General features: G+C 65.4%; 24 protein-coding genes. 8 read left to right on the top strand and 16 right to left on the bottom strand.

Annotated elements, in window-relative coordinates; translation table 11 throughout:
- Positions 1-856: AAA family ATPase (locus GTP44_RS19070; protein ID WP_161020664.1), on the bottom strand; the 856-nt coding region annotated here is incomplete at its 3' end.
- 68 nt (positions 857-924) lie between these two features.
- On the opposite strand from GTP44_RS19070, the gene GTP44_RS19065 reads away from it, so the two are divergent.
- Positions 925-1,851: a histone deacetylase family protein gene (locus GTP44_RS19065; RefSeq protein WP_161020663.1), complete on the top strand. Its 927-nt coding sequence runs from the start codon at positions 925-927 to the stop codon at positions 1,849-1,851.
- Here the strand turns inward: GTP44_RS19065 and GTP44_RS28415 are convergent.
- The 4 genes from GTP44_RS28415 to GTP44_RS19050 all read right to left on the bottom strand — a co-directional run bounded on the left by GTP44_RS28415 (position 1,848) and on the right by GTP44_RS19050 (position 6,894).
- Positions 1,848-2,381: a zinc-binding dehydrogenase gene (locus GTP44_RS28415; RefSeq protein WP_229256981.1), complete on the bottom strand. Its 534-nt coding sequence runs from the start codon at positions 2,379-2,381 to the stop codon at positions 1,848-1,850. The genes GTP44_RS19065 and GTP44_RS28415 overlap by 4 nt on opposite strands.
- A 165-nt stretch (positions 2,382-2,546) precedes the next feature.
- Positions 2,547-2,807 (bottom strand): alcohol dehydrogenase catalytic domain-containing protein, encoded by a 261-nt coding sequence (locus GTP44_RS28410; protein WP_229256980.1) that lies wholly within the window; start codon positions 2,805-2,807, stop codon positions 2,547-2,549.
- Between the two features lie 57 nt (positions 2,808-2,864).
- The gene (locus GTP44_RS19055; RefSeq protein ID WP_161020662.1) at positions 2,865-4,847 is read right to left on the bottom strand and encodes an alpha/beta hydrolase family protein; all 1,983 of its coding nucleotides are present in this window, start codon (positions 4,845-4,847) and stop codon (positions 2,865-2,867) included.
- A gap of 52 nt (positions 4,848-4,899) precedes the next feature.
- Positions 4,900-6,894: an OPT family oligopeptide transporter gene (locus GTP44_RS19050; RefSeq protein ID WP_161020661.1), complete on the bottom strand. Its 1,995-nt coding sequence runs from the start codon at positions 6,892-6,894 to the stop codon at positions 4,900-4,902.
- 134 nt (positions 6,895-7,028) lie between these two features.
- On the opposite strand from GTP44_RS19050, the gene ylqF reads away from it, so the two are divergent.
- Positions 7,029-7,979 carry a ribosome biogenesis GTPase YlqF gene (gene ylqF, locus GTP44_RS19045; protein ID WP_161020660.1) on the top strand — a complete coding sequence of 317 codons (951 nt, stop codon included), beginning with the start codon at positions 7,029-7,031 and terminating at the stop codon, positions 7,977-7,979.
- A 10-nt stretch (positions 7,980-7,989) separates the two neighbouring features.
- On the opposite strand, the gene GTP44_RS19040 is transcribed toward ylqF, so the two are convergent.
- Positions 7,990-8,784 carry a DODA-type extradiol aromatic ring-opening family dioxygenase gene (locus tag GTP44_RS19040; RefSeq protein ID WP_161020659.1) on the bottom strand — a complete coding sequence of 265 codons (795 nt, stop codon included), beginning with the start codon at positions 8,782-8,784 and terminating at the stop codon, positions 7,990-7,992.
- A gap of 138 nt (positions 8,785-8,922) precedes the next feature.
- Between GTP44_RS19040 and GTP44_RS19035 the strand changes: the two genes are divergently transcribed.
- The 5 genes from GTP44_RS19035 to GTP44_RS19015 all read left to right on the top strand — a co-directional run bounded on the left by GTP44_RS19035 (position 8,923) and on the right by GTP44_RS19015 (position 13,518).
- Entirely contained in the window at positions 8,923-10,857 is a 1,935-nt protein-coding gene (locus GTP44_RS19035) for a TonB-dependent receptor (protein WP_161020658.1), read from the top strand.
- Positions 10,857-11,729, top strand: a complete 873-nt coding sequence (locus GTP44_RS19030; protein ID WP_160991806.1) for a cobalamin-binding protein — start codon at positions 10,857-10,859, stop codon at positions 11,727-11,729. Before GTP44_RS19035 ends, GTP44_RS19030 begins: the two co-directional genes overlap by 1 nt.
- A gap of 81 nt (positions 11,730-11,810) precedes the next feature.
- On the top strand, positions 11,811-12,143 hold the full coding sequence (locus GTP44_RS19025) for a hypothetical protein (protein WP_160991807.1): 333 nt from the start codon (positions 11,811-11,813) through the stop codon (positions 12,141-12,143).
- A 3-nt stretch (positions 12,144-12,146) separates the two neighbouring features.
- Positions 12,147-12,893 (top strand): SDR family oxidoreductase, encoded by a 747-nt coding sequence (locus GTP44_RS19020; protein WP_160991808.1) that lies wholly within the window; start codon positions 12,147-12,149, stop codon positions 12,891-12,893.
- A 142-nt stretch (positions 12,894-13,035) separates the two neighbouring features.
- Complete coding sequence (locus tag GTP44_RS19015) at positions 13,036-13,518, top strand: ester cyclase (RefSeq protein WP_160991809.1); 483 nt, start codon at positions 13,036-13,038, stop codon at positions 13,516-13,518.
- On the opposite strand, the gene GTP44_RS19010 is transcribed toward GTP44_RS19015, so the two are convergent.
- From GTP44_RS19010 to GTP44_RS18980, 7 genes are read right to left on the bottom strand one after another with little or no spacing between them, the layout of a single operon-like run.
- A complete protein-coding gene (locus tag GTP44_RS19010; protein ID WP_161020657.1) occupies positions 13,478-14,377 on the bottom strand; it encodes a LysR family transcriptional regulator in 900 nt (299 codons plus the stop codon). The two genes, GTP44_RS19015 and GTP44_RS19010, sit on opposite strands and share 41 nt — an antisense overlap.
- On the bottom strand, positions 14,370-15,230 hold the full coding sequence (locus GTP44_RS19005; RefSeq protein WP_160991811.1) for an efflux RND transporter periplasmic adaptor subunit: 861 nt from the start codon (positions 15,228-15,230) through the stop codon (positions 14,370-14,372). Before GTP44_RS19005 ends, GTP44_RS19010 begins: the two co-directional genes overlap by 8 nt.
- Before the next feature lie 21 nt (positions 15,231-15,251).
- A complete protein-coding gene (locus GTP44_RS19000; protein ID WP_371867270.1) occupies positions 15,252-15,464 on the bottom strand; it encodes a DUF1656 domain-containing protein in 213 nt (70 codons plus the stop codon).
- Positions 15,442-17,586: an FUSC family protein gene (locus GTP44_RS18995; RefSeq protein WP_160991812.1), complete on the bottom strand. Its 2,145-nt coding sequence runs from the start codon at positions 17,584-17,586 to the stop codon at positions 15,442-15,444. Before GTP44_RS18995 ends, GTP44_RS19000 begins: the two co-directional genes overlap by 23 nt.
- Positions 17,587-17,596: 10 nt before the next feature.
- Positions 17,597-18,094: a MarR family winged helix-turn-helix transcriptional regulator gene (locus GTP44_RS18990; protein ID WP_160991813.1), complete on the bottom strand. Its 498-nt coding sequence runs from the start codon at positions 18,092-18,094 to the stop codon at positions 17,597-17,599.
- A gap of 51 nt (positions 18,095-18,145) precedes the next feature.
- Positions 18,146-19,567 (bottom strand): efflux transporter outer membrane subunit, encoded by a 1,422-nt coding sequence (locus tag GTP44_RS18985; protein ID WP_371867269.1) that lies wholly within the window; start codon positions 19,565-19,567, stop codon positions 18,146-18,148.
- Between the two features lie 9 nt (positions 19,568-19,576).
- On the bottom strand, positions 19,577-19,852 hold the full coding sequence (locus GTP44_RS18980) for a DUF4148 domain-containing protein (RefSeq protein WP_161020656.1): 276 nt from the start codon (positions 19,850-19,852) through the stop codon (positions 19,577-19,579).
- 155 nt (positions 19,853-20,007) lie between these two features.
- Between GTP44_RS18980 and GTP44_RS18975 the strand changes: the two genes are divergently transcribed.
- Positions 20,008-20,271, top strand: coding sequence for a hypothetical protein (locus tag GTP44_RS18975; protein WP_161020655.1), 264 nt, complete (start codon positions 20,008-20,010; stop codon positions 20,269-20,271).
- A gap of 89 nt (positions 20,272-20,360) precedes the next feature.
- On the opposite strand, the gene GTP44_RS18970 is transcribed toward GTP44_RS18975, so the two are convergent.
- From GTP44_RS18970 to GTP44_RS18960, 3 genes are all read right to left on the bottom strand, one after another.
- Positions 20,361-20,603 (bottom strand): hypothetical protein, encoded by a 243-nt coding sequence (locus tag GTP44_RS18970; RefSeq protein ID WP_161020654.1) that lies wholly within the window; start codon positions 20,601-20,603, stop codon positions 20,361-20,363.
- A gap of 266 nt (positions 20,604-20,869) precedes the next feature.
- Complete coding sequence (sodB, locus tag GTP44_RS18965; RefSeq protein WP_160991817.1) at positions 20,870-21,448, bottom strand: superoxide dismutase [Fe]; 579 nt, start codon at positions 21,446-21,448, stop codon at positions 20,870-20,872.
- A 122-nt stretch (positions 21,449-21,570) separates the two neighbouring features.
- Positions 21,571-22,587: a LacI family DNA-binding transcriptional regulator gene (locus tag GTP44_RS18960; protein WP_229256979.1), complete on the bottom strand. Its 1,017-nt coding sequence runs from the start codon at positions 22,585-22,587 to the stop codon at positions 21,571-21,573.
- Positions 22,588-22,661: the final 74 nt, after the last annotated feature.

Here is a 22,661-nt window from a genome sequence, read left to right as displayed (position 1 = left end):
CGCCGTGGGCCGGGCGCAGGCGGTGCGCGCACACCGGCGCCAGCACCGCCTGCACATCCTCCGGCAGCACATGGTCGCGTCCCTCCAGCGCCGCCCAGGCGCGCGCCGCCTGCAACAGCGCCAGCGCCGCGCGCGGACTCAGGCCGTCGGCGAACAGGCCGTGCTGGCGCGACGCCGCCGCCAGCGCCTGCACGTAGTCAATCAGCGCCGCCGACGCGTGGACCCGCCGCAGATCCTGCTGCGCCTGCGCCAGTTCCTCGGCCGTCATCGCCGCCGGCAGCGTCTTGAGCAGCGTGCGCCGGTCCTCGCCCATCAGTAGCGCGCGCTCGGCCGCCGCGTCCGGATAACCCAGCGACAAGCACATCAGAAAACGGTCCAGCTGCGACTCCGGCAGCGGGAACGTGCCGACCTGGTGCGCCGGATTCTGCGTGGCGATGACAAAGAACGGCTGCGGCAGCGGGTGCGTCACGCCGTCGGCGCTGACCTGGCGCTCCTCCATCGCCTCCAGCAGGCCGGACTGCGTCTTCGGCGTCGCCCGGTTGATCTCGTCGGCCAGCAGCACCTGGGTGAACACCGGCCCCGGATGGAACACAAAGCTGTTGGTCTCGCGCGCGTAAATCGCAATGCCGTTGACATCGGCCGGCAGCAGATCGCTGGTGAACTGGATGCGGTTGTAGCGCAGGCCCAGCGAAATGGCCAGCGCGTGCGCCAGCGTGGTCTTGCCCACGCCCGGCACATCCTCGATCAGCAGGTGGCCGCCGGCCAGCAGGCAGGTCAGCGCCTGGCGGATCTGCAACTCCTTGCCGACGACGATCTCGCCGATCTGGCGTGCGGCGGCGTGCAATTTTGTGCTCATGATATGTATGGTAGATTAGCGTCTGAGGGGATTCTATGCGAGAAATAGCTCGCAGCAGCTAAAAAAATATGACCACCGCCATCTACAGCCATCCCGATTGCCAGCGTCACGACATGGGCGACTGGCATCCCGAATCACCGGCGCGCCTGCAGGCCATCGCCGACCAGTTGATCGCCTCGCACATCAACGATCTGCTGGAACACCGCGCCGCGCCGCTGGTCGACATCGGCGACCTCGAACGCAACCACAGCCAGAACGCCATCGCCATCGTGCGCGACAATGTGCCGGCCGAGGGCGACACCTACCCGCTCGACAGCGACACCGCGCTCAACGCCTGGAGCTGGCGCGCCGCCCAGCGCGCCGCCGGCGCCGCCGTGGCCGCGACCAACGCCGTGCTTGACGGCGAGATCGCCAACGCCTTCTGCGCGGTGCGCCCGCCCGGCCACCACGCGCGGCCGATCGAGCCGATGGGCTTCTGCCTGTTCAACAACGTGGCGGTGGCGGCCAAGCACGCGCTCGACGTGCGCGGGCTGGCGCGGGTGGCCATCGTCGACTTCGACGTCCACCACGGCAACGGCACCGAGGAAGCCTTCCTCGACGAGCCGCGCGCACTGATGGTCAGTTTCTACCAGCACCCGCTGTACCCGTACACCGCGCCGCGCCCGGTCGACGCCCACCTGGTCAACGTGCCGGTGCCGGCCCACACCAAGGGCGACGTGGTGCGTCAGATCGTCACCGAGCAGTGGCTGCCGGCGCTGCACGCGTTCAAGCCGGAAATGATCTTCATCTCGGCCGGCTTCGACGCCCACCGCGAGGACGACATCGGCGGCATGGGCCTGGTCGAGGCCGACTACGCCTGGATCACCGCGCAGATCATGGATGTCGCCCGCGCCTACGCGCAAGGGCGCATCGTCAGCTGCCTCGAAGGCGGCTACAACCTGTCGGCGCTGGGCCGCAGCGTGGTGGCCCATCTCAAGGCGCTGGCCGAGCTTTAGGCCGTCACCCCCGGCCGCCGGTGCGAAATGATCGCCTGCGGCGTCAGCCTGCCTTCCCAGATGCGTTCGAGCAGCGCCGGCATGTAGCGCTGCACATGCGTCTGGCCGCCGACGATGCGGATGCCCTTCTCGAAGGCGTCGCCGAACAGGAAGCCGTGGAGGACGCCGGCGTACACGCCGGGCACGCTGACCGTGCCGCCGCGCCGCACCGCCGCGATGCACTGGCGCAGCGCGGCGCCGCTGCTGCCCGCCAGCTTGAGCGTGGTCAGCGCCGTCTCCAGCGCGCTGCCCTCGGCCTCGAAGCCGACCGCGTCGATCACCGCGTCGACGCCGCGGTTGCCGGTGTGGCTGATGATTGTCTCGGCCGCGTCGGCCTGGTCGAAGTTGATCGGAATGGCGCCGTGGGCGTCATGCGCGAACGCCAGCCGGTAGTCGACATGGTCGACCATGAACAGCGTCTCGACCCCCAGCATGCGCGCGCACGCCGCCGCCATCTGGCCGACCGGGCCGGCGCCGAAGCACGCGCACATACTCGGCCTGGCCGCCCGGCACGCCGCCGTAGTGCTGGGTGTAGCCGAACATCGCCGCGCCGGAGCGCAGCGTTTTCTTGTTGAGGATGGTGCCGCGGTCGGGATTGGTGGTCTCGCACGCCGCTTACCGCTGGCGCTCGCAGAAGTGGCAGCGGCCGCAGGCGATCACGCACGGCACCACCACCCGGTCTCCACCACTTCGCCCATGAATTCATGGCCGCGGATGTCGCCGGACATCCGCCCCGGCACCTTGCCGCGGTACAGATGCAGATCCGAGCCGCAGATGGCGGTGGCGCTGACGCGCAGGATGATGTCGTCGGCGTGCCGCAGGATCGGGTCGGGAACCGTGTCGACTTTGACCTCGTGGGCCGAGTGATAGGCGCGTGCACGCCTGACGGACCTCCAGCAAAGGTGAAAGTCCATCATGCGCCGCCGACCGTCGCCCGTTGCAGCCGCACCGGCCGCGCCGGCGCAGGAGCGCGGCTAGCGCGCCTGTTTCAGGTGTAGATCGAGGAAGGTCTCGACCCGGGTCCAGAAGTCGAGGCGACTCTGCTCGTGGCGCCAGCCGTGGCCCTCGTCATAGGTCAGGTATTCCACATTTTTGTTATTGGCGCGCACCGCGTCGCGGAAGCGGCTGGCGTGGACCAGCGGCACGCGGATGTCTTCCAGCCCGTGCGCCATCAGCAGTGGCTGTTTGAGCTCGGCGGCGCGCAGCAGCGGCGAGGTCTGGCGGAACTGATCGGCGTCCTGCTCCGGATCGCCGATCAGTGCCGGCAGGCTGTAGTTCAGCGTCTCTTGCGAGGCGTCCGAGTACGGCGTGTTGAACATCAGCGTGATGTCGGTGACGCCGGCCCACTCGACGCCGGCGCGGAAAATCTGCGGGTCCTTGATCAGTCCCATCAGCGTGGCGTAGCCGCCGTAGCTGGCGCCCATGATGCCGATGCGCTTGGGATCGGCCCAGCCCTGCTTGACCGCCCACAGCGCGGCATCGGCCAGGTCGTCCTGCATGCTCAGGCCCCATTGCTTCAGGCCGGCCTTGAAGTGGGCATAGCCATAACCGGTGCTGCCGCGGAACTCCGGCTGGATCACCACGTAGCCGCGCGAGGCCAGGAACTGCGCCTGGGGGTTCCAGTTCCAGAAGGCTCCGCGCACATACGGCCCGCCGTGCACCAGCACCACCGCCGGGCGCGGGCCGCTCGCCGCACCCGGCGGCAGCGTCACGTAGGCCGGAATCTGGCGGCCGTCGCGCGCGGTGTAGCGGTAGAAGTCGCGCAAGCCCATCTCCTTGGGCTGGATGTCCGGGTGGGTCGAGCCCAGCGCCAGCAGTTTGCCGCTGGCGCGCTGGTACAGCACATAGGTGGTCGGCTGGCGGTCCGAGTCCACCGCCACCAGCAGCACCGGCCCCTGCAGGCATTCGTCGGCGCAGCGGATGGTGTTGGTGGTGCCTGGCAGCAGCGCGTCAATCCTGGCCTGTTCCGCCTTTAGTTGCGGATTGAGCCACCAGGTGGTGCCGGCGTCGCCGTACAGGTGCACGCCCATCAGACGATGGCTGGCGTAGTCGATCACCGGTTTGCCGGCGTAGTCGAAGCCCGGCATCGAGACGACCGGCTCGGCGTCCATTTTCAGCGTTTTCAGGTCGTAGCGGTACAGCGCGCCGTAACCCTGGTAGGCGGCGCTCACGTACAGCGTGTCGTCGCCGTCGAAGAATTGCGGCGCGAAGCGGCGGTCGGTGTAGCAGTCGCTGCTGTCGAGCTGCTGCCACGTGGTGTCGTTGGCGCGGCGATAGGAATAGACGCAGCGGCCGTTCTGCTGCGAAAGCACGATGCGCGCCTGGCCGTAGGCGTCGACCAACCAATCCTTGACGGCCGGCGGCTGCGCGCCCTCCACCGCCGGGCGCAACTGGCGGCTGCGGGTGTTCAGGCGGTACATCCGCGACTGCTCCGGCGCACGGTCGAGATTGTTCCAGCTGTAGTGCTCGACCAGGATATCGTCCGAGCCGTCGCGCGTGGCGGCCGAGTACACATAGTCGGCGGTCAGCTTCTGCGAGCGGATATTGCTGCCGGTGCTATCCTGGCGGTGGGCCCAGTTGCCGGTGATCAGGTGGGTCAGCTCGCTGCCGTCGCGGTCGATCGCGATTTCCTCCAGATTGCCGCGGAACTCGATCAGCAGGTTCTTGAGGGTGATGCCAAGCCGTTTTTCATTGATCCAGTGAATGTCGTTGATCATCTGGTCGGCCGAGGCTTTGAAGATGCCTTCGAACTTGCTGTTGTCCTCGGTGCTGCGCACCGCCAGCAGGCTGCCGCCGTCGGCCAGCGACAGCACGGCGGCGACGTAACCGCCCTTGGGCGACAGCTCGACCTGGGAAACCTGGGGCGTTTCGAAAAAATTCTTGACGGCGGGGGCGGCGGTGGCCTGGGCGGCGCAGGTCAGCGCGGCGAACAGCCAGGGCAGAAGGAAGGGTGTCATATAGCCTCTATGGTTGCGATGAAGCAATCATAGAGGCGACTTGCTTTTTTGTCTATTTGTTTTGGCCCTGCACGCTGGCGCCGTTACGCGCCGACCAGCGGTACAGTCCGGAGACGATGGCCGCGCCCACCAGCAGCGCGATCAGCATGGTCGTGCCTTCGCCCATGCCGTTGGCGATCGCCAGCGGCTCGCCCTTGCCTGACAGCACGATCATGCCGGCCAGCGCGACGTTGAACAGGCTCTCGCCGACGATGAAGCCGGACATCACCAGCACGCCGATGCGCTTGGCCGACTCGCCGCCGGCCTTCTTCGCCATCGCGCGCTCGAACAGCCAGCCGGCGACGGCGCCGATGACCACCGGCGTGATCACCGCGCTCGGCAGGTAGATCGCCAGGCCCACGCCCAGCGGCGGCAGCGAGTACTTGTCGTTGCTGGCCTTCTTCAGCGCGAAGTTGATCAGCACCAGGCCCAGGCCGATCAGCACGCCGATGCCCAGCAGCTTCCACGGCAGGTTGCCGCCGATGGCGCCCTTGGCCAGCGTCGAGATCAGCAGCGCCTGCGGCGCCGCCAGCGGCTGGTCGGAGATCGAATCGAGATTCGGCGCGCCGACGAAACCGTTGGCGTGATTGAGCAGCTCCAGCACCGGCGGCACCACGCAGGAACCGGCGGCCACGCCGATCAGCAGGCCGACCTGCTGTTTCCACGGGGTGGCGTTGACCAGCTGGCCGGTTTTCAAGTCCTGCAGGTTATCGTTGCCGATCACCGCCACCGCCAGCACCACGGTGGTGACGAACAGCGCGAAGGCGATCAGCGCCTGCGCCACTTCCGGGCCCATGACGCTGCGGCCGACGAAGCCGACGCTCAGCGCGGCACCGAGGATGGTCAGGATGGCGATGCCGGACACCGGCGAGTTCGACGAGCCGATCAGGCCGGCCATATAGCCGCACACCGCCGCCGCGAAGATGCCGGCGATCAGGATGTAGCCGACGCCGACCGCCACCAGCGGCACCGCCAGCGTCGCCAGCGGGCCGCCTTGCAGGAAGCTGGCCAGCAGCCAGCCGGCCGGAACCAGCGAGATCAGCGTCACCAGGCCGACGATGAAGATCGGGATATCGAGTTCGGTGCGGTCCAGCGCCGCGCCTTCCAGCTTGGCCTTGCGCGCGGTGTCCATGGCCGACTTCAGGCCGCCCAGGATCGGCTTGGCCAGGCCGGCCAGCGTGACGATGGCGGCGATGCCGATCACGCCGGCGCCCATCATGCGCACCTCTTTCGACCAGATGCTCAGCGCCTGATCGGCCACCGCCATGCCGGCGGCGACCGGCGCCATGCTGGTCATCAGCGGCACCAGGATGCCCCAGGCGATGAGCAGGCCGACCAGCATGGCGATGCCGACCGTGATGCCCATCAGGTGGCCGGCGCCGATCAGCGCCAGCGAGCTCGACGCGCCGATGCCGGTGGCGCCGGCGCCGGTGCGGAAGAAGATCGCCACCTCGGCGGCCATCAGCTTGGCGGCCGCCAGCGCGGCGAAGCCGGCCGAGGTCAGGCCGCCCCAGATCACCGCGCGCAGGCCGGCCTTGCCCTCGGCCGCGCCTTCGCGCGAGGCCATGCCGACCTTCAGCACCTCGGCGGCGGCCACGCCCTCCGGATACGGCAGCGACGACTGCGACACCAGCGCGCGCCGCAGCGGCACCGTGTACATCACGCCCAGCACGCCGCCGATGGCGCAGGCGCCGAAGGTCGGCCAGAAGGGCACATGCGCCCACCAGCCGATCATCAGCAGGCCGGGCAGGACGAAAATCACCGACGCCAGCGTGCCGGCCGCCGAGGCGATGGTCTGGACGATGTTGTTTTCCTGGATGGTGGCATCCTTGAACGCGCTCAGCAGCGCCATCGAAATCACCGCCGCCGGGATCGAGGTGGCGAACGTCAGGCCGACCTTCAGGCCCAGATAGACCTGGGCGGCGGTGAATACCAGCGTAATCAGAATGCCCAGAATAATCCCGCGCAGCGTGATTTCGCGCGGATTGGACGGTGCAGCTATGCTCATCTTCAGCACTCCGGAGTTGTTGTGTAAGTTATTGTTTATATAATTAGCCAGGGAAAGCGCCCCATGATAAACGAATACCGGCCCCGTTAGCAGGTAAAATAGCGGGTTGTCAGAACGTTTTTGAAGGTCACAGCATGTCGATACAATGGTACCCGGGGCATATGAACGCCGCGCGCAAGAAGGCGGCCGAGCAGATGGAGAACACCGATCTGGTGATCGAAGTGGTCGACGCCCGCCTGCCCGAGGCCAGCACCAACCCGATGGTGGAGGAGCTGCGCAAGTTCCGCCAGCGTCCATGCCTGAAGATCCTCAACAAGATCGATCTGGCCGACCCGGCCGCCACGGCCGCCTGGAGCGCCTATTACAACGCCCAGGAAGGCGTGACCGCGTATGCGATGACCACCAAGAAGCCGGCCGACGTCGCCCGCATCCCGGAGCTGGCCAAGCAGCTGGCGCCGCATCGCGGCGTGCCGACCAAGCCGCTGCGCATCATGATCATGGGCATCCCCAACGTCGGCAAATCGACGCTGATGAACGCGCTGCTGAAAAAGCGCGTGGCGAAAGTCGGCGACGAGCCGGCGGTGACCAAGCAGCAGCAAAAACTCTACCTGGACAAGAACACCGTGCTGGTCGACACCCCCGGCATGCTGTGGCCGAAGATCGCCCTGCCAAGCGATGGCCTGATGCTGGCCGCCAGCCACGCCATCGGCTCGAACGCGCTGATCGAAGAAGAGGTGGCCGAATTCCTGGCCGGTGAGCTGCTGCTGCACTACCCGGACTTGCTGGTGGCGCGCTACGGCTTCAAGGACATCGCAAGCTTCGACGCCATCGGCGTGGTCGAAGGCGTCGGCCTGAAGCGCGGCTTCCGCCAGAAGGGCGGCGACCTCGACTACGAAAAAGCCGCCCACACCTTCCTCGGCGACTACCGTAGCGGCATCCTCGGCCGCATCTCGCTGGAGACGCCGGACACGCGCCGTGAGCGGCTGGAACGGCACGCCGCCGAGATGGCCGAAAAAGCCGCCGAGAAAGCCGCCATCGCCGCCGAAAAAGCCCGCGCCGCCGCCAACGGCAAACGCGGCACCTGACACCCGATTTTCACCCGAGGCGGAAGCTGCTGACGGCGAGGGCGCCCATGAAGGCGTCTTCGTGATACGGCACCGTCGCGGCGTCCTGCTCGGCCGCGCCCAGCGCCACCATCAGCGGCAGCAGATGCTCTTCGCGCGGGTGCGCCATGCGCGCCGCCGGCGCTTGTTCCCACTGCATCAGCCGGGCGGTGCGCTGCTCAGGCGGCAGCGCCATTGTCGCGCGCAGCCAGGCGTCGAAGGCGTGCGAGGCGGCGGCGCCGGCGGCGTTGAAGGCGCGCAGGTTGTGGTAGCTCAGGCCGCTGCCGATGATCAGCACGCCCTGGTCGCGCAACGGCGCCAGCAGGCGGCCCGCTTCCAGGTGCTCGCGCGGATCGAGGCCGGATTTCAGCGACAGTTGGACGATCGGCACGTCGGCGTTCGGGTACACCGGGTACAGCGCGCTGAAGGTGCCGTGGTCGAAGCCGCGCTGGTCGTCCAGTAGCGCGCGGTGGCCGCCGGCTTCCAGCATGTGTTGGACTTGCGCCGCCAGCGCGGGCGCGCCGGGGGCCGGGTACTGCACCGTGTAGGTGTGCGGCGGGAAGCCGCCGTAGTCGTAAATCATCGGCGGCTTCGGCGACGAGGACAGCATGAAGTCGCGCCCCTCCCAGTGTGCGGTGATCACCAGCAGCGCCTTCGGCGTGACGCCGATCTGGCGCGGCAGGTCGCGCAACGAGGCATCCAGCCTGGCGTACAGATGGCCAACCTGGTCCATCATGAAGGGCCAGGGGCCGCCGCCGTGGGAGAGAAAATAGGTGGGTAGTGTCATGGCGATTCCTTTCATACTGCAATATAGGGACGCGGCGCGGCGCAATCAATGCTGAAAATATAGATCGATCCTATCCAAAAACTGAATGATCTTGCCGGGCGTATAATGCCGGCTCCTTCAATATCGCCCCATTTCATCATGATTCGTCCTTGTCTGCTGGCCGCCGCCGTCTCTGTTTGCCTGAACGCCGTGGCGCAAGAAGCGTCCACCGTGGTCGTGACCGGCGCGCGCTTCGATGCCGAGCCGTCGCTGGCGCCGATCGGCGCCACCATCATCAGCGCCGATGAGATTCGCCGCGCCGGCGTCAGCGATGTCAACGCGGCGATCCGCAAGATCGGTGGCGTCTACGGCCGCCAAAGCCTGGACGGCAGCCCGGATTTCAGCCTGGACCTGCGTGGCTTCGGCACCAACAGCAGCCAGAATATGGTGATCGTGGTCGATGGCGTGCGCCGCTCTGAAAATGAGTTGAGCAATCCGGTGTTGTCGACCATCCCGATCGACACCGTGGAGCGCATCGAGATTTTGCGCGGCGGCGCCAGCGTTCTGTATGGCGACGGCGCGACGGCGGGCGTGATCAATATCGTCACCAAGCGCGCGGACCAGTACCGCAGCCGTGGCAGCGTGTTCGTCGAGGGCGGCCAGTTCAACACCGGCGAGGTGCGCGTATCGGGCGCGCAGGCGTGGGAGGGTTTCGCGGCCGACGCCACCCTGGGCCGTCAGCGCACCGACAACTACCGCGATAACAATGCATTCAAGCAGACGCAGTTCAGCGGCGGCGCGCAGTGGTATGCCAATCAGTTCGACCGCGTTGGTTTTCGCTACGAGGGCGCGCGCCAGGATTCACGCCTGCCGGGCGCGCTGACCGAGGCGCAGTACAACGCCAATCCGCGCCAGACGCTGACGCCCGACGATCACGGCTCGCTCGACAGCGACCGCCTGACCGTGTTTGGCCAATACCGTCTGCTCGGCCACGACCTCGCCGCCGATCTGTCGTACCGCAAGAAGACGGTGGGCGCGACCTACTTCGACGACGGTGTCCCGTCGGCCGCCACCTACGACAGCAAGCAGTGGCAGTTCTCGCCGCGCGTGCGCAAGCTGGGCGCCATCGGCGGCATGGTCAATGAACTGGTGGCCGGTATCGACTTTACCAAATGGGAACGCACCACCACCGCCGGCTATTCCGCCGCCGACGCCGAGCAGAAATCGAAAGCGCTCTATCTGCGCGACGAGCTGCGCTTCGACCCTGCGCACGACGGCCGCGTCTCGGTCGGCGTCCGTCGCGAAATCTTCGACAAGGACTATGTCGACCCGCTGTATTATGCCGGCGCCGAGCTTTACCAGATCAAGCAGGCGCTGAACGCATGGGAACTGCAGGCCAGCTACCAGCCGCTGCCCGCCGTGACCGTGTTCGGCAAGTTGGGTCAGAGTTATCGCGTGGCGAACGCCGATGACAATGCCGCGACGCCGGTCCTCAACCAGCCGCTGGCCCCGCAGCAGTCGCATGACGCGGAACTGGGTGTGAGTTATGCCAATGCCGCGCGGAAGATCACCGCGCGCCTGTTCCGCAGCAGCCTGACCAACGAAATCTTCTTCGATCCCACCGTAGTCCTCTATGGCGCCAATACCAATCTGGATCCGACCCGCCGCCAGGGCTTTGAAGTGGACGCTGAACAGCGCATCAACGCCGCATGGGCGGTCGGTGCCCACTACCAGCACGTGCAGGCCAAATTCCGCGCCGGCGTCAACGACGGCAAGCAGATGGTGCTGGTGCCGAACGACACGCTGAGCGCGCGCCTGAGCTGGACCGGTGAAGGTCAGAGCGCCGACGTCGGCGCGCAGTGGGTCGGCCGGCAGCGCTATGGCTCGGACTTCGATAACAGCTGCTCCGGCCAGATGCCGTCTTACACCACGCTGGACGCACGCTATGCGCGCCAGTTCGGTCAATGGGAGTGGGCGTTGTCCGGTCAGAACCTGGCGGACAAAAACTACTTCTCGCAGGCCTTCGGCTGCAAGGCCGGCATCTACCCATCTAACGGCCGCCAGTTGAAACTGTCGGCGCGCTACGAGTTCTGATGCGCGCCGCCGTATGCCTGATGCTGGCGCTGATGGGCGGCGCCGCGCACGCCGCCATCACCGTGCAGGATGACGCGGGCAACCGCGTCACGCTGGCCAAGCCGGCGCAGCGCGTGATCTCGACCGCGCCGCACATCACCGAACTGCTGTTCGCTGCGGGCGGCGGCGAGCGCGTGGTCGGCGCCATGAACTACAGCGATTATCCGGAAGCGGCCAAGCGCATCCCGGTCATCGGCAGCAACGCGCAGATCGACATGGAGCGCTTGCTGGCGCTGCGCCCGGACCTGCTGGTGGTATGGCAGACCGGGAATACCGAGCGTCAGCTGGCGCAACTGAAAAGCCTCGGCATCCCGATCTTTTACAGCGAGCCGAAAAAGCTCGACGATGTCGCCACCAGCCTGACGCGCCTCGGTCAGTTGCTGGGCACAGACGCCGCCGCCCAAGCCGCCGCGCGTGATTACCGCCAGAAAATCGTCAAACTGACCAACAGCTATGCCAAGCGCCCGCCGGTGCGGGTGTTCTATCAGATCTGGGAAAAGCCGCTGTTCACCCTCAACGGAGAGCATATCGTCAGCGACGCGCTGCGCGTCTGCGGTGGCCGCAATATCTTCGCCGGCCTGAAAGTGACCGCGCCGTCGGTCAGCACCGAAGCCGTGTTGCAGGAAAATCCGGAAGCCATCATCGGCGGCGAGCAGCATGACGGCCAGTCCGGCATCCATATCTGGAAGCAGTACAAAGGCTTGCTGGCGGTCCAGCGTGACAATCTGTTCATGCTCGACAGCGAACTGTTGGTTCGTGCCACGCCGCGCATCGCCGACGGCGTGGCCGTGCTGTGCGAGACGCTGGAGACGGCGCGCCGGCGCCGCCCTTAAAGCCGGCTTAATCACCAGGCCAGGGACGAAAAAAAGTGCTAATCTGCTTCAAGCAGTCATCAAGGAAGGACGGATAAGAAAATGAAATTCCCACGTAACGATCGCGAAGAGGCCGAAGGCCAAGTGATGAAGATTTACAAGGAGTCCTCGCCGGCGCTGGAGACCTTGTTTGAATGGTCCTACATCAATCACCTGGCGTGGAGCCTGGTGATTGTGTTCATGGGCGTGATTTTCTGGATGTCGATCGCGCTGATCAATGCCGAGAACCAGCGCAATGCGCTGATCAGCAAGCAGTGCCGCGATCCGGTGTTCAAGACTGAACTGGACAAGCAATGCTTGCGCAGCGTGCAGTCGCGCGACCACTGGTGGCAGCATCTGACCTACGCCATGTCCCATCTCAGCCCTGAGAAGTAAGCGATGAAGCAAGTGCTTTTAGTGACCGGCAGCAGCCGGGGCATCGGCGCTGCGACGGCGTTGATGGCCAGTCGTCGCGGCTACGCCGTCTGCATCAACTATCACAGCAACGCCGCCGCCGCCGACAAGCTGCGCGCGCAGATCGCGGGCGAGGGCGGCCAGGCGATCGCCGTGCAGGCCGACGTTGGCGTCGAGGCGGATGTGCTGCGCTTGTTCGCCACCATCGATGCGCAACTGGGCCCGCTGACGGCGCTGGTCAACAATGTCGGCGTGCTGGAACAGCAGGGCAAGCTGGTCGACATGTCCGCCGCGCGGCTGCAGCGGGTGTTCAACACCAACATCCTGAGCTACTTCCTGTGCGCGCGCGAAGCGATCAAGCGCATGGCGACTTCGCGGGGCGGCCAGGGCGGCGGCATCGTCAACGTCGCTTCCGGCGCGTCGCGGCACGGCGCCGGCAATGTGTACGTCGATTACGCCGCCAGCAAGGGCGCGATCGATGTGATGACATTGGGCTTGTCGAAAGAACTGGGTCCGGAAGGTATTCGCGTCAACTGCGTGCGGCCGGGGATCGTCTACACCGAGATCCACGCCAGTGGCGGCGATCCTGATCGCGTGAGCAAGCTGGCGTCCACCGTGCCGCTGGGGCGCGGTGGCCAGCCGGAGGAAATCGCCGAGACCATTCTGTGGCTGCTCGGCGAACAATCCTCCTACGTCAGCGGCGCCATCATCGACGCCGGCGGCGCGCGCTAGGCTTGCGGCCCGGCCGGCGCTCCCAGCGCGGTCTCCAGCCGATCTTCAAGCGTGGATTGAAGGTGCTTCAAGCACCTGCCTGATTCTCAGCCGGCCGGCGCGCGTGCAGAATGGCGCCATCCACTCCACGAAAGGAAGCATCATGAAAGCACTTGTCGTCGCAAGCCTGCTGGCCGCCGGCGCCGTCCACGCCGATCCTGTCACCGACGCCGCTCGCACCTATGCGGCGTTCTGGAACACCGGCGATCCCGCGCTGGCGCAGCAAGCACTGGCGCCAGACTTCGTCGACCGCACCTTGCCGGCGGGCCGCGAGCAAGGTGTCAACGGCCCGCTGCAAGCGTCCAAAGGCTTCCGCGCCGCCGTGCCGGACCTGAAAGCCGAGGCCACGCACATTGTGCCGAATGGCGATATGGTGTCGGTGCGCCTGCATTTCAGCGGCCACTTCACCGGCAAGTTTGGCGAGGTGCGGGGCAAAGGCCAGACCATCGATTTCCAGGCCTTCGACCTGTATCGCGTGGCGAACGGCCGCATCGCCGAGAACTGGCACCTGGAAGACAACCTGACGCTGCTGCGGCAGATGGGCATCACGCCAGGTCCGCAAAGCGCTCCATCAAAAACGCAATAAGCAGCGCGATGCGCGGCGGCTGATAACGGTTGCGGTGGTAAAGGATATTCAGCGGCGCGCTGTCGGTGAAGTATTCGTCCAGCACCGTCGCCAGCCGCCCGCAGCGCAGGTCGTCCGAGATATCCAGAATCGATTTGTAGGCGTAGCCCTGGCCGGCGATGGCCCACTTGCGGATGATTTCACCATCGTTGCTCTGCTGCGTGCGGCGCACCCGCACCGACAGGCGTTCGTCGGCGTTGTCGTTGCTGCAGTAGCGCCAGTCCTGCATCGGGCCGAGCGCCGTCACCAGCACCAGGGTCGGCAGATCCGCCAGGTCTTGCGGCAGCGCCGGGCCGCCGGTCTGCGTGATCAGCGACGGCGCTGCGCACACCACGCGCCGGCTTGGGGCCAGCACACGCGCCACCATTTCACTGTCCGCCAGTTGGCCGTAGCGCAGTGCCAGATCGATATCGTCCTGTACCATGTTGGCAGTGTTGTCGCTCAGCGTCAGCGCGTACTGCACCTCCGGGTGTCGCAGGCGGAAGGCGTCCAGCATCGGCATCAGTACGTTGCGGCCCAGGTCCGACGGGGCCGAGATCTTCACCATGCCGCGCACAATGCCGGTGCCGGCGTGCAGACTGGATTCCGCCTCCGCCATCAGCGCCATCGCCTGTTCGCTGAAATGGCGATACAGCGTACCTTCCCCGGTCAGCCGCAGCTGGCGCGTGGTGCGCTCGAACAGCTTGACCTGCAACGACGCTTCCAGCCGCTGGATGCTGGCGCTGGCCGCCGCCGGCGACATGCCTTGCTTGCGACCGGCGGCCGAAAAGCTGCCGAGCTGCGCGGCGTCGAGGAACAGGCGTACCAGGTTGCTATCCATGGATGACTACCGTGCAGGTGGTGCCGGCCACCAGATCAAGATTCTTCGGCTTGTCGTCGATGTGGATGCGCACCGGCACGCGCTGCGCCAGCCGCACCCAGTTGAAGGTTGGATTGACATCGGCCAGCAGCTCGCGGCCCAGGTTCGCATCGCGGTCGGTGATGCCGTGGGCGATGCTTTCAATGTGGCCTTGCAGCCGTGCCGCGCCGCTCATCATGTGCACTTCCACTTTATCGTTCACCTTCAGCAGCGGCAGCTTGGTCTCTTCAAAATAGCCGACCACGTAGAATGACGACGCGTCGATCAGCGCCAGCTTGGCCGTGCCGACGGCGGCGAAGTCGCCCGGATGCACGTTTAGATTGGTGACGTAGCCGGTGACCGGCGCGCGCACCACGGTGCGTTGCAGGTTCAGCTCCGCCAGATCCCGCGCGGCGACGGCGGCCTGGTACTGTGCCGAGGCGGTGCCCACCGCCGCCTGCGCGGTCTCCTTGCTTTCGGCGGAGACGATGGCGTCGTCGAGGCCCGCGCGGCGCTGGGCTTCGTGCGCGCGGCGGCCTTTTTCCACCTGCTGCGACGCCAGCAGCGCCTTGCTCTGCGCCAGCGCGTTTTCGTAGCGCGCCTTGTCGACCACGAACAGCACATCGCCTTTTTGCACCAACTGGTTATCTTGCACCAGCACCTCGGTGACGGTGCCCGCGACGTCGGTGCTGATGGTGATGACGTCGGCCTTGACGCGGCCGTCGCGGGTCCACGCCGATTCCATGTAGTGGTCCCAGGCGGAACGGCCCATCCACAAGGCCGCCGCCACCAACAGCATGGTCAGACAAAAGCGAAAAATTTTAGATGCGCTCACAGAAGACTTTCAAAGAGTAGATTATTGATACAGGGTGACCAGCAGGGCGCTGAAGATGCAGACGAACATGCACAGGCGCACCAGCGCCGGGTGCCAGCTGCCGCGATAGGCGCCGATGTGACTCAGCACCGCGTCCAGCGCCAGTTGCAGCAGCCCGCTGAGCACAAACACCGGCAGCACGCCGGGCAGCAGCACGCCGAAAAAAACGATTTCACGGGGCAGATGTTGAAACACGCGGTTCTCCTGTTGAAAGCTGGTCCAGCAAGGACGTATAGATGGAATGTAGATCGGTCAGCGCCATGTTCAGGCGCGCGCGGCGTTCGTGCTGCGCGTCCGGCAGCGCGGCGCGCAGCGAGCTGCCGGCTTGAAGAATCGCCTGCAGCGCCGCCTCGCCGCTGGTGCGCGACGGCGCGTGCAGATAAGCGGCCAGCTCGCGCAGCACCACTTGCAGGCTGTCGCGCGCGTCGCCGGCGTGCGAAGCGGCGATCAACTGCCGCAGTTCGATCACGGCGTGGCCCAGTTCCAGCAAGGTCAGGCCCTGACGCACCACGGCGCGGGTTTCGGCGTTGGGCGCCGGGCCGGCGGCGGCGTTCAATTGGCTGAGCAGGTCGCGCACGCGGTTGTCGAAGCGGCGCTTCAGGCGATACAGCCCCTTGCCGCACGCATTCTGCGCCTCGCGCCACAGCGCGGCGGCGACGTGGCCGCGATGGCCCATGGTGTGCTCCGGCAGCACCACCTTGAACATCAGATAGGACACCACCACGCCCATGATCAGCGACAGCTCGCTGCCGACGAAGGACTCGACGTCGTAGCGCATCATATTGGCCGGCACCACCAGCGTCGCCGAGAACATGCCGATGCCGATGCCGACGCCGGCCCAGCGCTGACCGCTGCTCAGGTAGGCGGCGAACGCGAACAGCGGCAGCGCCGCCAGCATCATCGGAAAGAAGCTGTCCGACTTGGCCACCATGAAAAATTCGGTGATGAAGTCGAGTGGAATGGCCAGCAGGAAGCCGATCAGCACCTGTTGCACCATCGCTGTCGGGCGCGGCGACGACGACGCCAGCGCGCAGAAAATCGTCGCCATCAGAACCGCGTTGACCATGCCCGGCCACGCCAGCCAGTACCACATGGCGGCCGTCACCAGCAGCGTGGCACCGGCGCGGAAACCGCTGGCGGCGACGATGGCGGGCGGCGTCTTCGGCGAGTAGGCGCCGGGATCGCTGACCTGCTGGCGCTTCTGCTGCGCCAGGCCTTGATACAGCGCGGCGAAATCGGCCAGGTTGCTGGCGAAGCGTTCCAGCAGCTCGACCGCCGTGTCGAAGTCGATCTGCTGCGCGCGCGTCACCGCCGGCCCGGACGCCAACTGCGCGCGGGCGATGGCGATATCGCTGGTCAGCGTGGTGCGCATTTGCGCCAGCCGCGCCGCGCTCAGTTCCTCGTCCAGCGTCTGCGCCAGGTGCGCGTACATCGGCGCCACCAGCGCCAGCACCGGGCCATCGCCGGCCATGCGCAGGCGATGGCTCAGGCGGTGCAGCGTGTAGAAGGTGGTCAGCGCCGTCATGAAGGCCGCATTGAAGGCGTGCAGCTGGCGCGTTTGCGAGCGCGAATGGCCGGTCTCAAAGAAGGCGGCGGCGCGGCCCGATTCCAGCGCGGCGATATCGGCGGCGAACTTCAGGTGGTTTAATTCGGCGTCCGCCGGCGTGATGCGGTGCGCCAGCACCTGGCGGCAAAAGTCGATAAAGCCGGTGTAGCGCGCCTGCACGGTGCGCATCACCGCGCGCGAATGGCGGCGCGGGAAGATCACGTCATGCACCACCGCCGAGCAGAGGATGCCGAGGCAAACCTCCGTCACGCGCGTCACCGCCAGCATGAACACGCCCGACGGCGCGTCGACCGACGGCACGGCGATCATCACCGCCGTGTACCCGGCCAGCACAAAGCTGTACGACTGCTGGTTGCGGTGCATGGCCGCGCCGCCGGTGCACAAGGCCACCCACAGCGCCAAGCCGAGGAACAACACGGTGGGCGATTGCGGGAACAGCGCCACCAGCGTCAAGGCGGCGGCACAGCCGACCAGCGTGCCGAGAAAACGGTGCAGGGCTTTTTCCAGCACCATGCCGCTGCTGGGCAGCGCCAGAACGATGGTGGTGGCAAGGGCGGTGAAGGGTGAGTCGAGGCCGAGACGGAACGCCAGCCACAAGGCGGAGAAGGCGGCCAGCATGGCGCGCACGACGTAGATCCAGCGTTCGCCTTCGGTGCGCAGCCAGTCGGCGGTTTCCGCGCGCACCCAGGTGAAGGCTCTCCGCGCCGCGCTGTGGTCCGAAGGAGGAGAGGCGGCGGGAGAGCTGTTCATGGGTTGGGGTCTAGGTGATTGCTTCTAAATTATCCAGCTGCCGTTTCAGCAGCGCTTCCAGTTGTTTTACTTCTTCCGCGCTATAGCCATCGTAGGCGCGGGTGGTGGTGCCGCATACTTCCGGCAGCACCTTCTCGGCCAGTGCGCGGCCTTCGTCCGTCAGCGAGATCATCACGCAGCGGCGGTCGCCGGGCCGGTTGCCGCGGGTGATCAGACCTTGCGACTCCAGGTCATTGCACACGCGCGTCAGGTTGGCCGGCTTCTCCATGCATGCCTCGCCCAGCGTTGACGCGGTCGAGGTCTCGTTGTCCGAACCGTAAAGCACCGCCAGCACCATGTAGCTGGCGTCGACCAGCTCATATTTGCGTAGCGCGGCGTTGCTCAAATCCTTCATCCTTTTCTGGATGTGGTAGGTCATGCGCAGCAAGCGCATTAGCTCCTCTGGAAACTCCGGCATTCGGCCATGGATGTTTTTTAGGCGTTTTTTAGTCGCTTCAAAACTACTCATTGCCACTCCTCTATATATTTTTTGGAAAGGACTGATTGTACTATTTAAGTGTCAGTGCAAATCCAGTTTTATGCCTCCGCCCAGCGCCGACATCAATACCGCATAGTTATCCAGCTGTTTGCCGGCCACCTGCGCCATTTGCTGCTGCTCATTCAACAACGTCATTTGAGCGTTGATGACATTTAGCGTGTCGGTCAGGCCGGCCCGGTAGGCTTGTTCCGCCAGATGCTGCTGGCGCCGCGCCGACGCCAGCGCGTGTTGCGTCAGCCGGTCCTGCTGCTTGACCGAGGCGATCTTCACCACCGCGTTAGCCACGTCCGACATCGCTTGCACCACACTGGCGTTGTACTGTTCGACCGCGCCGTCCTGGAGGGCGGTCTGATTGCCCAGTTGCGCGCGCAGCCGGCCGCCGTCGAACACCGGCAGGCTGATGGCCGGCGTGATACCGCGCATTTGCGCGCCGGCCTGCAGGAAGTGGCCGAAGCCCAGCGACTGCTGGCCGACAAAGGCCGCCAGATTGAGGTTCGGGTAGAAGTCCTTCTTCGCCGCGCTGATGCGCGCGCTGGCCGCTTCCACGCGCCAGCGCTGCGCCACGATGTCCGGGCGGCGCCCCACCAGTTCCGCCGGCAGGTTGGCCGGCACCGCGTCGGCGCGTGCGCTATCAAGGGTCAGCAATGGCCGGGCGATCGTCTCGCCGTCGCCCGGTCCTTTGCCAATCAGTGCCGCCAGCTGGTTGCGCAGCAGGGCGATGGTCTCGCCGTGTTGTTCATGCTCGCGCCGACCGGCGGGCAGCGTGGTCTCGACACTGGCGACGTCGATATCGCTGGCCAGTCCGGCCGCCTTGCGGCGGCGGGTGATTTCCAGGATGCGCTGGCGCTGCGCCAGGTTGTCCGCCACGCTGTCCTGCAACGCGTATTCCAGCGACAGCTGGATGTAGGTGCGGACGATGGAGGTCTCCAGCGTCAGGCGCGCCATCTGCGATTCGGCGGCGGCCAGATGCACTTCATCCAGCGCGGCGGCCAGCGCATCGCGATTGCGACCCCACAGATCCAGATCGTAGGAACCGGATAGCGTGGCGGTGTTCTTCCACGCGTAGTTCCCGGCGAGTGGCGCCGGGATCGTACTGTGTGCCGAGTACAGCTCGCGGTCGGCGCTGGCCGCCGCGTCCACGCGCGGCTGCGTCGCGGCCTTGGCGACGCCGGCCAGCGCTTCGGCCTGACGCACGCGGGCCAGCGTGGCGCGCAAGGACGGGTTGTCGCTCAGCGCGGCGGCCACCAGTTGGTTCAGCTGCTCATCGTGCAGCGCTTCCCACCAGCGCTCGTCCGGCCAGGCGATGTTGGCGCTGGCGGCGGCGATGGCCTGGCCGGGATTCAGGTTGGCGAGCTGGATCTGGCTGGCCTGCGGCTGGATGTTGCTCATGTTGGCGCAACCGGCCAGCAGGCACAGGAAGAGGGTGAACGAGAGCTGTTTCACTGGCGTTGCTTAGTGCTTGTCGATGCGCTTGCGGGTCTGGGCGACGTCCATATCGGCCTCGGTCTCGATCAGCGTGCCGTTCTTGCGCGCTTCCAGAAATTCCGCCTGGACTTCGGCGCGGGTTTTGCCAGCAGGTTTGGCCGCTTGCTGGTCGGCTTGCTGTCCGGTGCGCGGCGCGTCAGGCGCGGTTTGCGCGAAGGCGTTGGTGACGGTGGTGGCGGTCGCGGCGATCGCAAAGGCGGCGGTGGCGAGGGCGTTCAGCAGGTGTTTGGTTGAGGTGCTCATGATGTTCTCCGTGTTTGATGGTTATAATTATGGAGATGAATAATACATTTGTAAAGTAAAAAATTCCTATGAGCACGATAGCTTTATGCGTGTGGGCGCACCGACCTGGGGCGAGGCGGGTGGTTCAATATGGTTTTTATGGCAAGGAGGTCAACATGGCTGACAGCACTTTAGATCCGGACAACATCCCGGCCGGCGCCGACCGCACCATGGGCAGCGGCCACGGCACGCGCGCGCTCGGTCCGAGCGACAACTCCGACAGCGGCAGCGACATGGTGGGACAGCCGGGCGGCGAGCTTGATAGCGACACCGACGCCGAAGGCACCGGCGAGCGCGCCAGCGTGGCGCGTGAAGACGTCGAGAGCGACATCGGCTACGACCACGTTGAGGCGATACCGGAGATGGCGCGGCGCGACTAGTCGCGCAGGAAGCTCAAACGCGCCTTAACACGTGCGTGCGCCAGCACACAGACCACCTCTGGCGGCGCGTAGTTGTGCGCGATGACTTCCTAGACCTCACTCGGCGAAAAGTAGAGGATGAAACTGTAAAGTGGCGTCGCGCCGGGAAAGCAATCGGTCGGCTCGACGGCGATTTCTTGCCAGCCGTATTCTTGGAGCATTTCTGACCAGGGGACGCAGCCGCTCATTTGCTTCAGCTTCGTAAGAATACATGGCGCGGCACTGGCGCCAAGGTCTTTGAGCGATGCTAGAAATCGTCCGTCGCTTTCCACATCAAACCTTGCCCAGCTCATTTTTGAGCTCGGCTATGATGCGGTCAAAATCCTCGTGCGTCGTTTCCTTGAAGACCAAGTTTTTTTGTGTATTCCGGAAGAACTCAGGACCGAGTTCATGTGCTTGCCGAGGCTGTGGGGAAGTTCAACTTCGTGTTCAGGTAGCTTTTTCATGACGTCTTCCGTCGTTCCAACATAGCCTAACACGTTGCACCATCTTTGTCGCCGCCAAGCCGACGTAAAAAAGCCCGCTAAAAAGCGGGCTCTGTTCATGCTGCCGGTGTCGCTTAAGCGAAGTTGGCGGCAGCGAAGTCCCAGTTGGCGAGCTTGAAGAAGGTCTCGACGAACTTAGGACGGGCGTTGCGGTAGTCGATGTAGTAGGCGTGTTCCCACAGGTCGATGGTGATCAGCGCTTTGGCGTCGGTGGTCAGCGGGGTGGCGGCGTTGGAGGTGTTGACGATGTCCAGCGAACCGTCGGCTTTTTTCACCAGCCAGGTCCAGCTCGAACCGAAGTTGCCGATGGCCGACTTGGTGAACTCTTCCTTGAACTTGTCGAACGAGCCCCACTTGGCGTTGATGGCGTCGGCCAGCGCGCCGTCCGGTGCGCCTTTGCCGTTCGGGGTCAGGCTATTCCAGAAGAAGGTGTGGTTCCAGATTTGCGCCGAGTTGTTGAAGATGCCGGCCGACGATTTCTTGATGATCTCTTCCAGCGACAGGTTTTCGAACTCGGTACCCTTGATCAGGTTGTTCAGGTTGGTGACATACGTTTGGTGATGCTTGCCGTAGTGGTATTCCAGGGTTTCTTGCGAGATGTGCGGCGCCAGGGCGTCGATTGCATATGGCAGAGGTGGCAGAGTATGTTCCATCGTTCTTCCTTTTGATTGAGTGGCTTAAAAAAACCGGGTCGTTTTATTGCAACGTCCAGCATTGTAAAACGGATAGCACATCGCCGCAGAAAACACCCCGGTTTCGTGTGGATTAAGCGGGGTCAGCGCAGCCGGCGGGTGGTTTCGCGGACGATCAGCTCCAGCGGCGGCACCTCGCCGCGGGCCTCCTCGCCGTTGATGACGCGCAGCAAGGCGTGGGTGGCGATGCGGCCGATATCGTACAGCGGCTGACGGATCGTGGTCAGCGGCGGCGTGGTGTAGGCCGAGCCGGGCAGGTCGTCGAAGCCGACCAGCGAGATATCGTCGGGCACGCGCACGCCCTTGCGGTACAGCGCCAGCCGCGCGCCATAGGCGCTCAGGTCGTTGGCGGCGAAGACGGCGGTGAACGGCTGGCCGGTGTCGAACAGCCGGTTCATCGCCAGCATGCCGCTGGCCTCGTGGAAGTTGCCCTCGACGATCAGGCGCGCGTCGACGGCGATGCCGGCCTCGTGCAGCGCGCGCGTGTAGCCGGCCAGGCGGTCGGCGGCGTCGGTATTGTTGGTCGGGCCGGAAATGAAGGCGATGTGGCGGTGACCCAGTTCGATCAGGTGGCGCACCGCCAGGTAGGCGCCGTATTCATTGTCCATCTTGAAGCCGAGCGCGGTGCGGGTCTTGATCGCGCGGCCGGTGGAGACGATCGGGCGCTGGCCGGCGAAACTGAGCACCGTGTCGTCGTCGATGCGGCCCGACAGCAGGATGATGCCGTCGACCTTGCGCGCCAGCAGCAGGCGGATGCGGTCGGCCTCCTCCTCGGCGTTCCAGTGGCCGCTGACGATCACCGACGCGTAGCCGGTGCCCTTGAGGCCGTCGTCGACGCCGCGCAGGGTTTCGTCGAAGAACGGCGACGAAATATCCTGCACCACGATGCCGATGGTCATCGAGCGGCCTTTTTTCAGGCCCTGCGCCATCTGGTTGGGGGCGAACTTCATGTCATCGATGGCGGTGAGCACGGCGCGGCGCTTGTCGTCCGACACCTTGGCCGTGCCGTTGAGGATGCGCGAAACCGTACTCGGCGACACGCCCGCCCGGCGGGCAACGTCCAACAGGGTGGAGGGACTGGAGCGGGGAGTGTCTGCCAAAGTAGGACCTATCGATGTAGTTATGAAAACCTTTTGGCCGAAAGAGTAGCACATAGCTCGGGTGTCAGGTCTGA

This window comes from Duganella lactea (assembly GCF_009857505.1).
Taxonomy (GTDB): Bacteria; Pseudomonadota; Gammaproteobacteria; order Burkholderiales; family Burkholderiaceae_D; genus Rugamonas; species Rugamonas lactea.
This window is presented reverse-complemented; position numbering and strand designations above follow the sequence as displayed.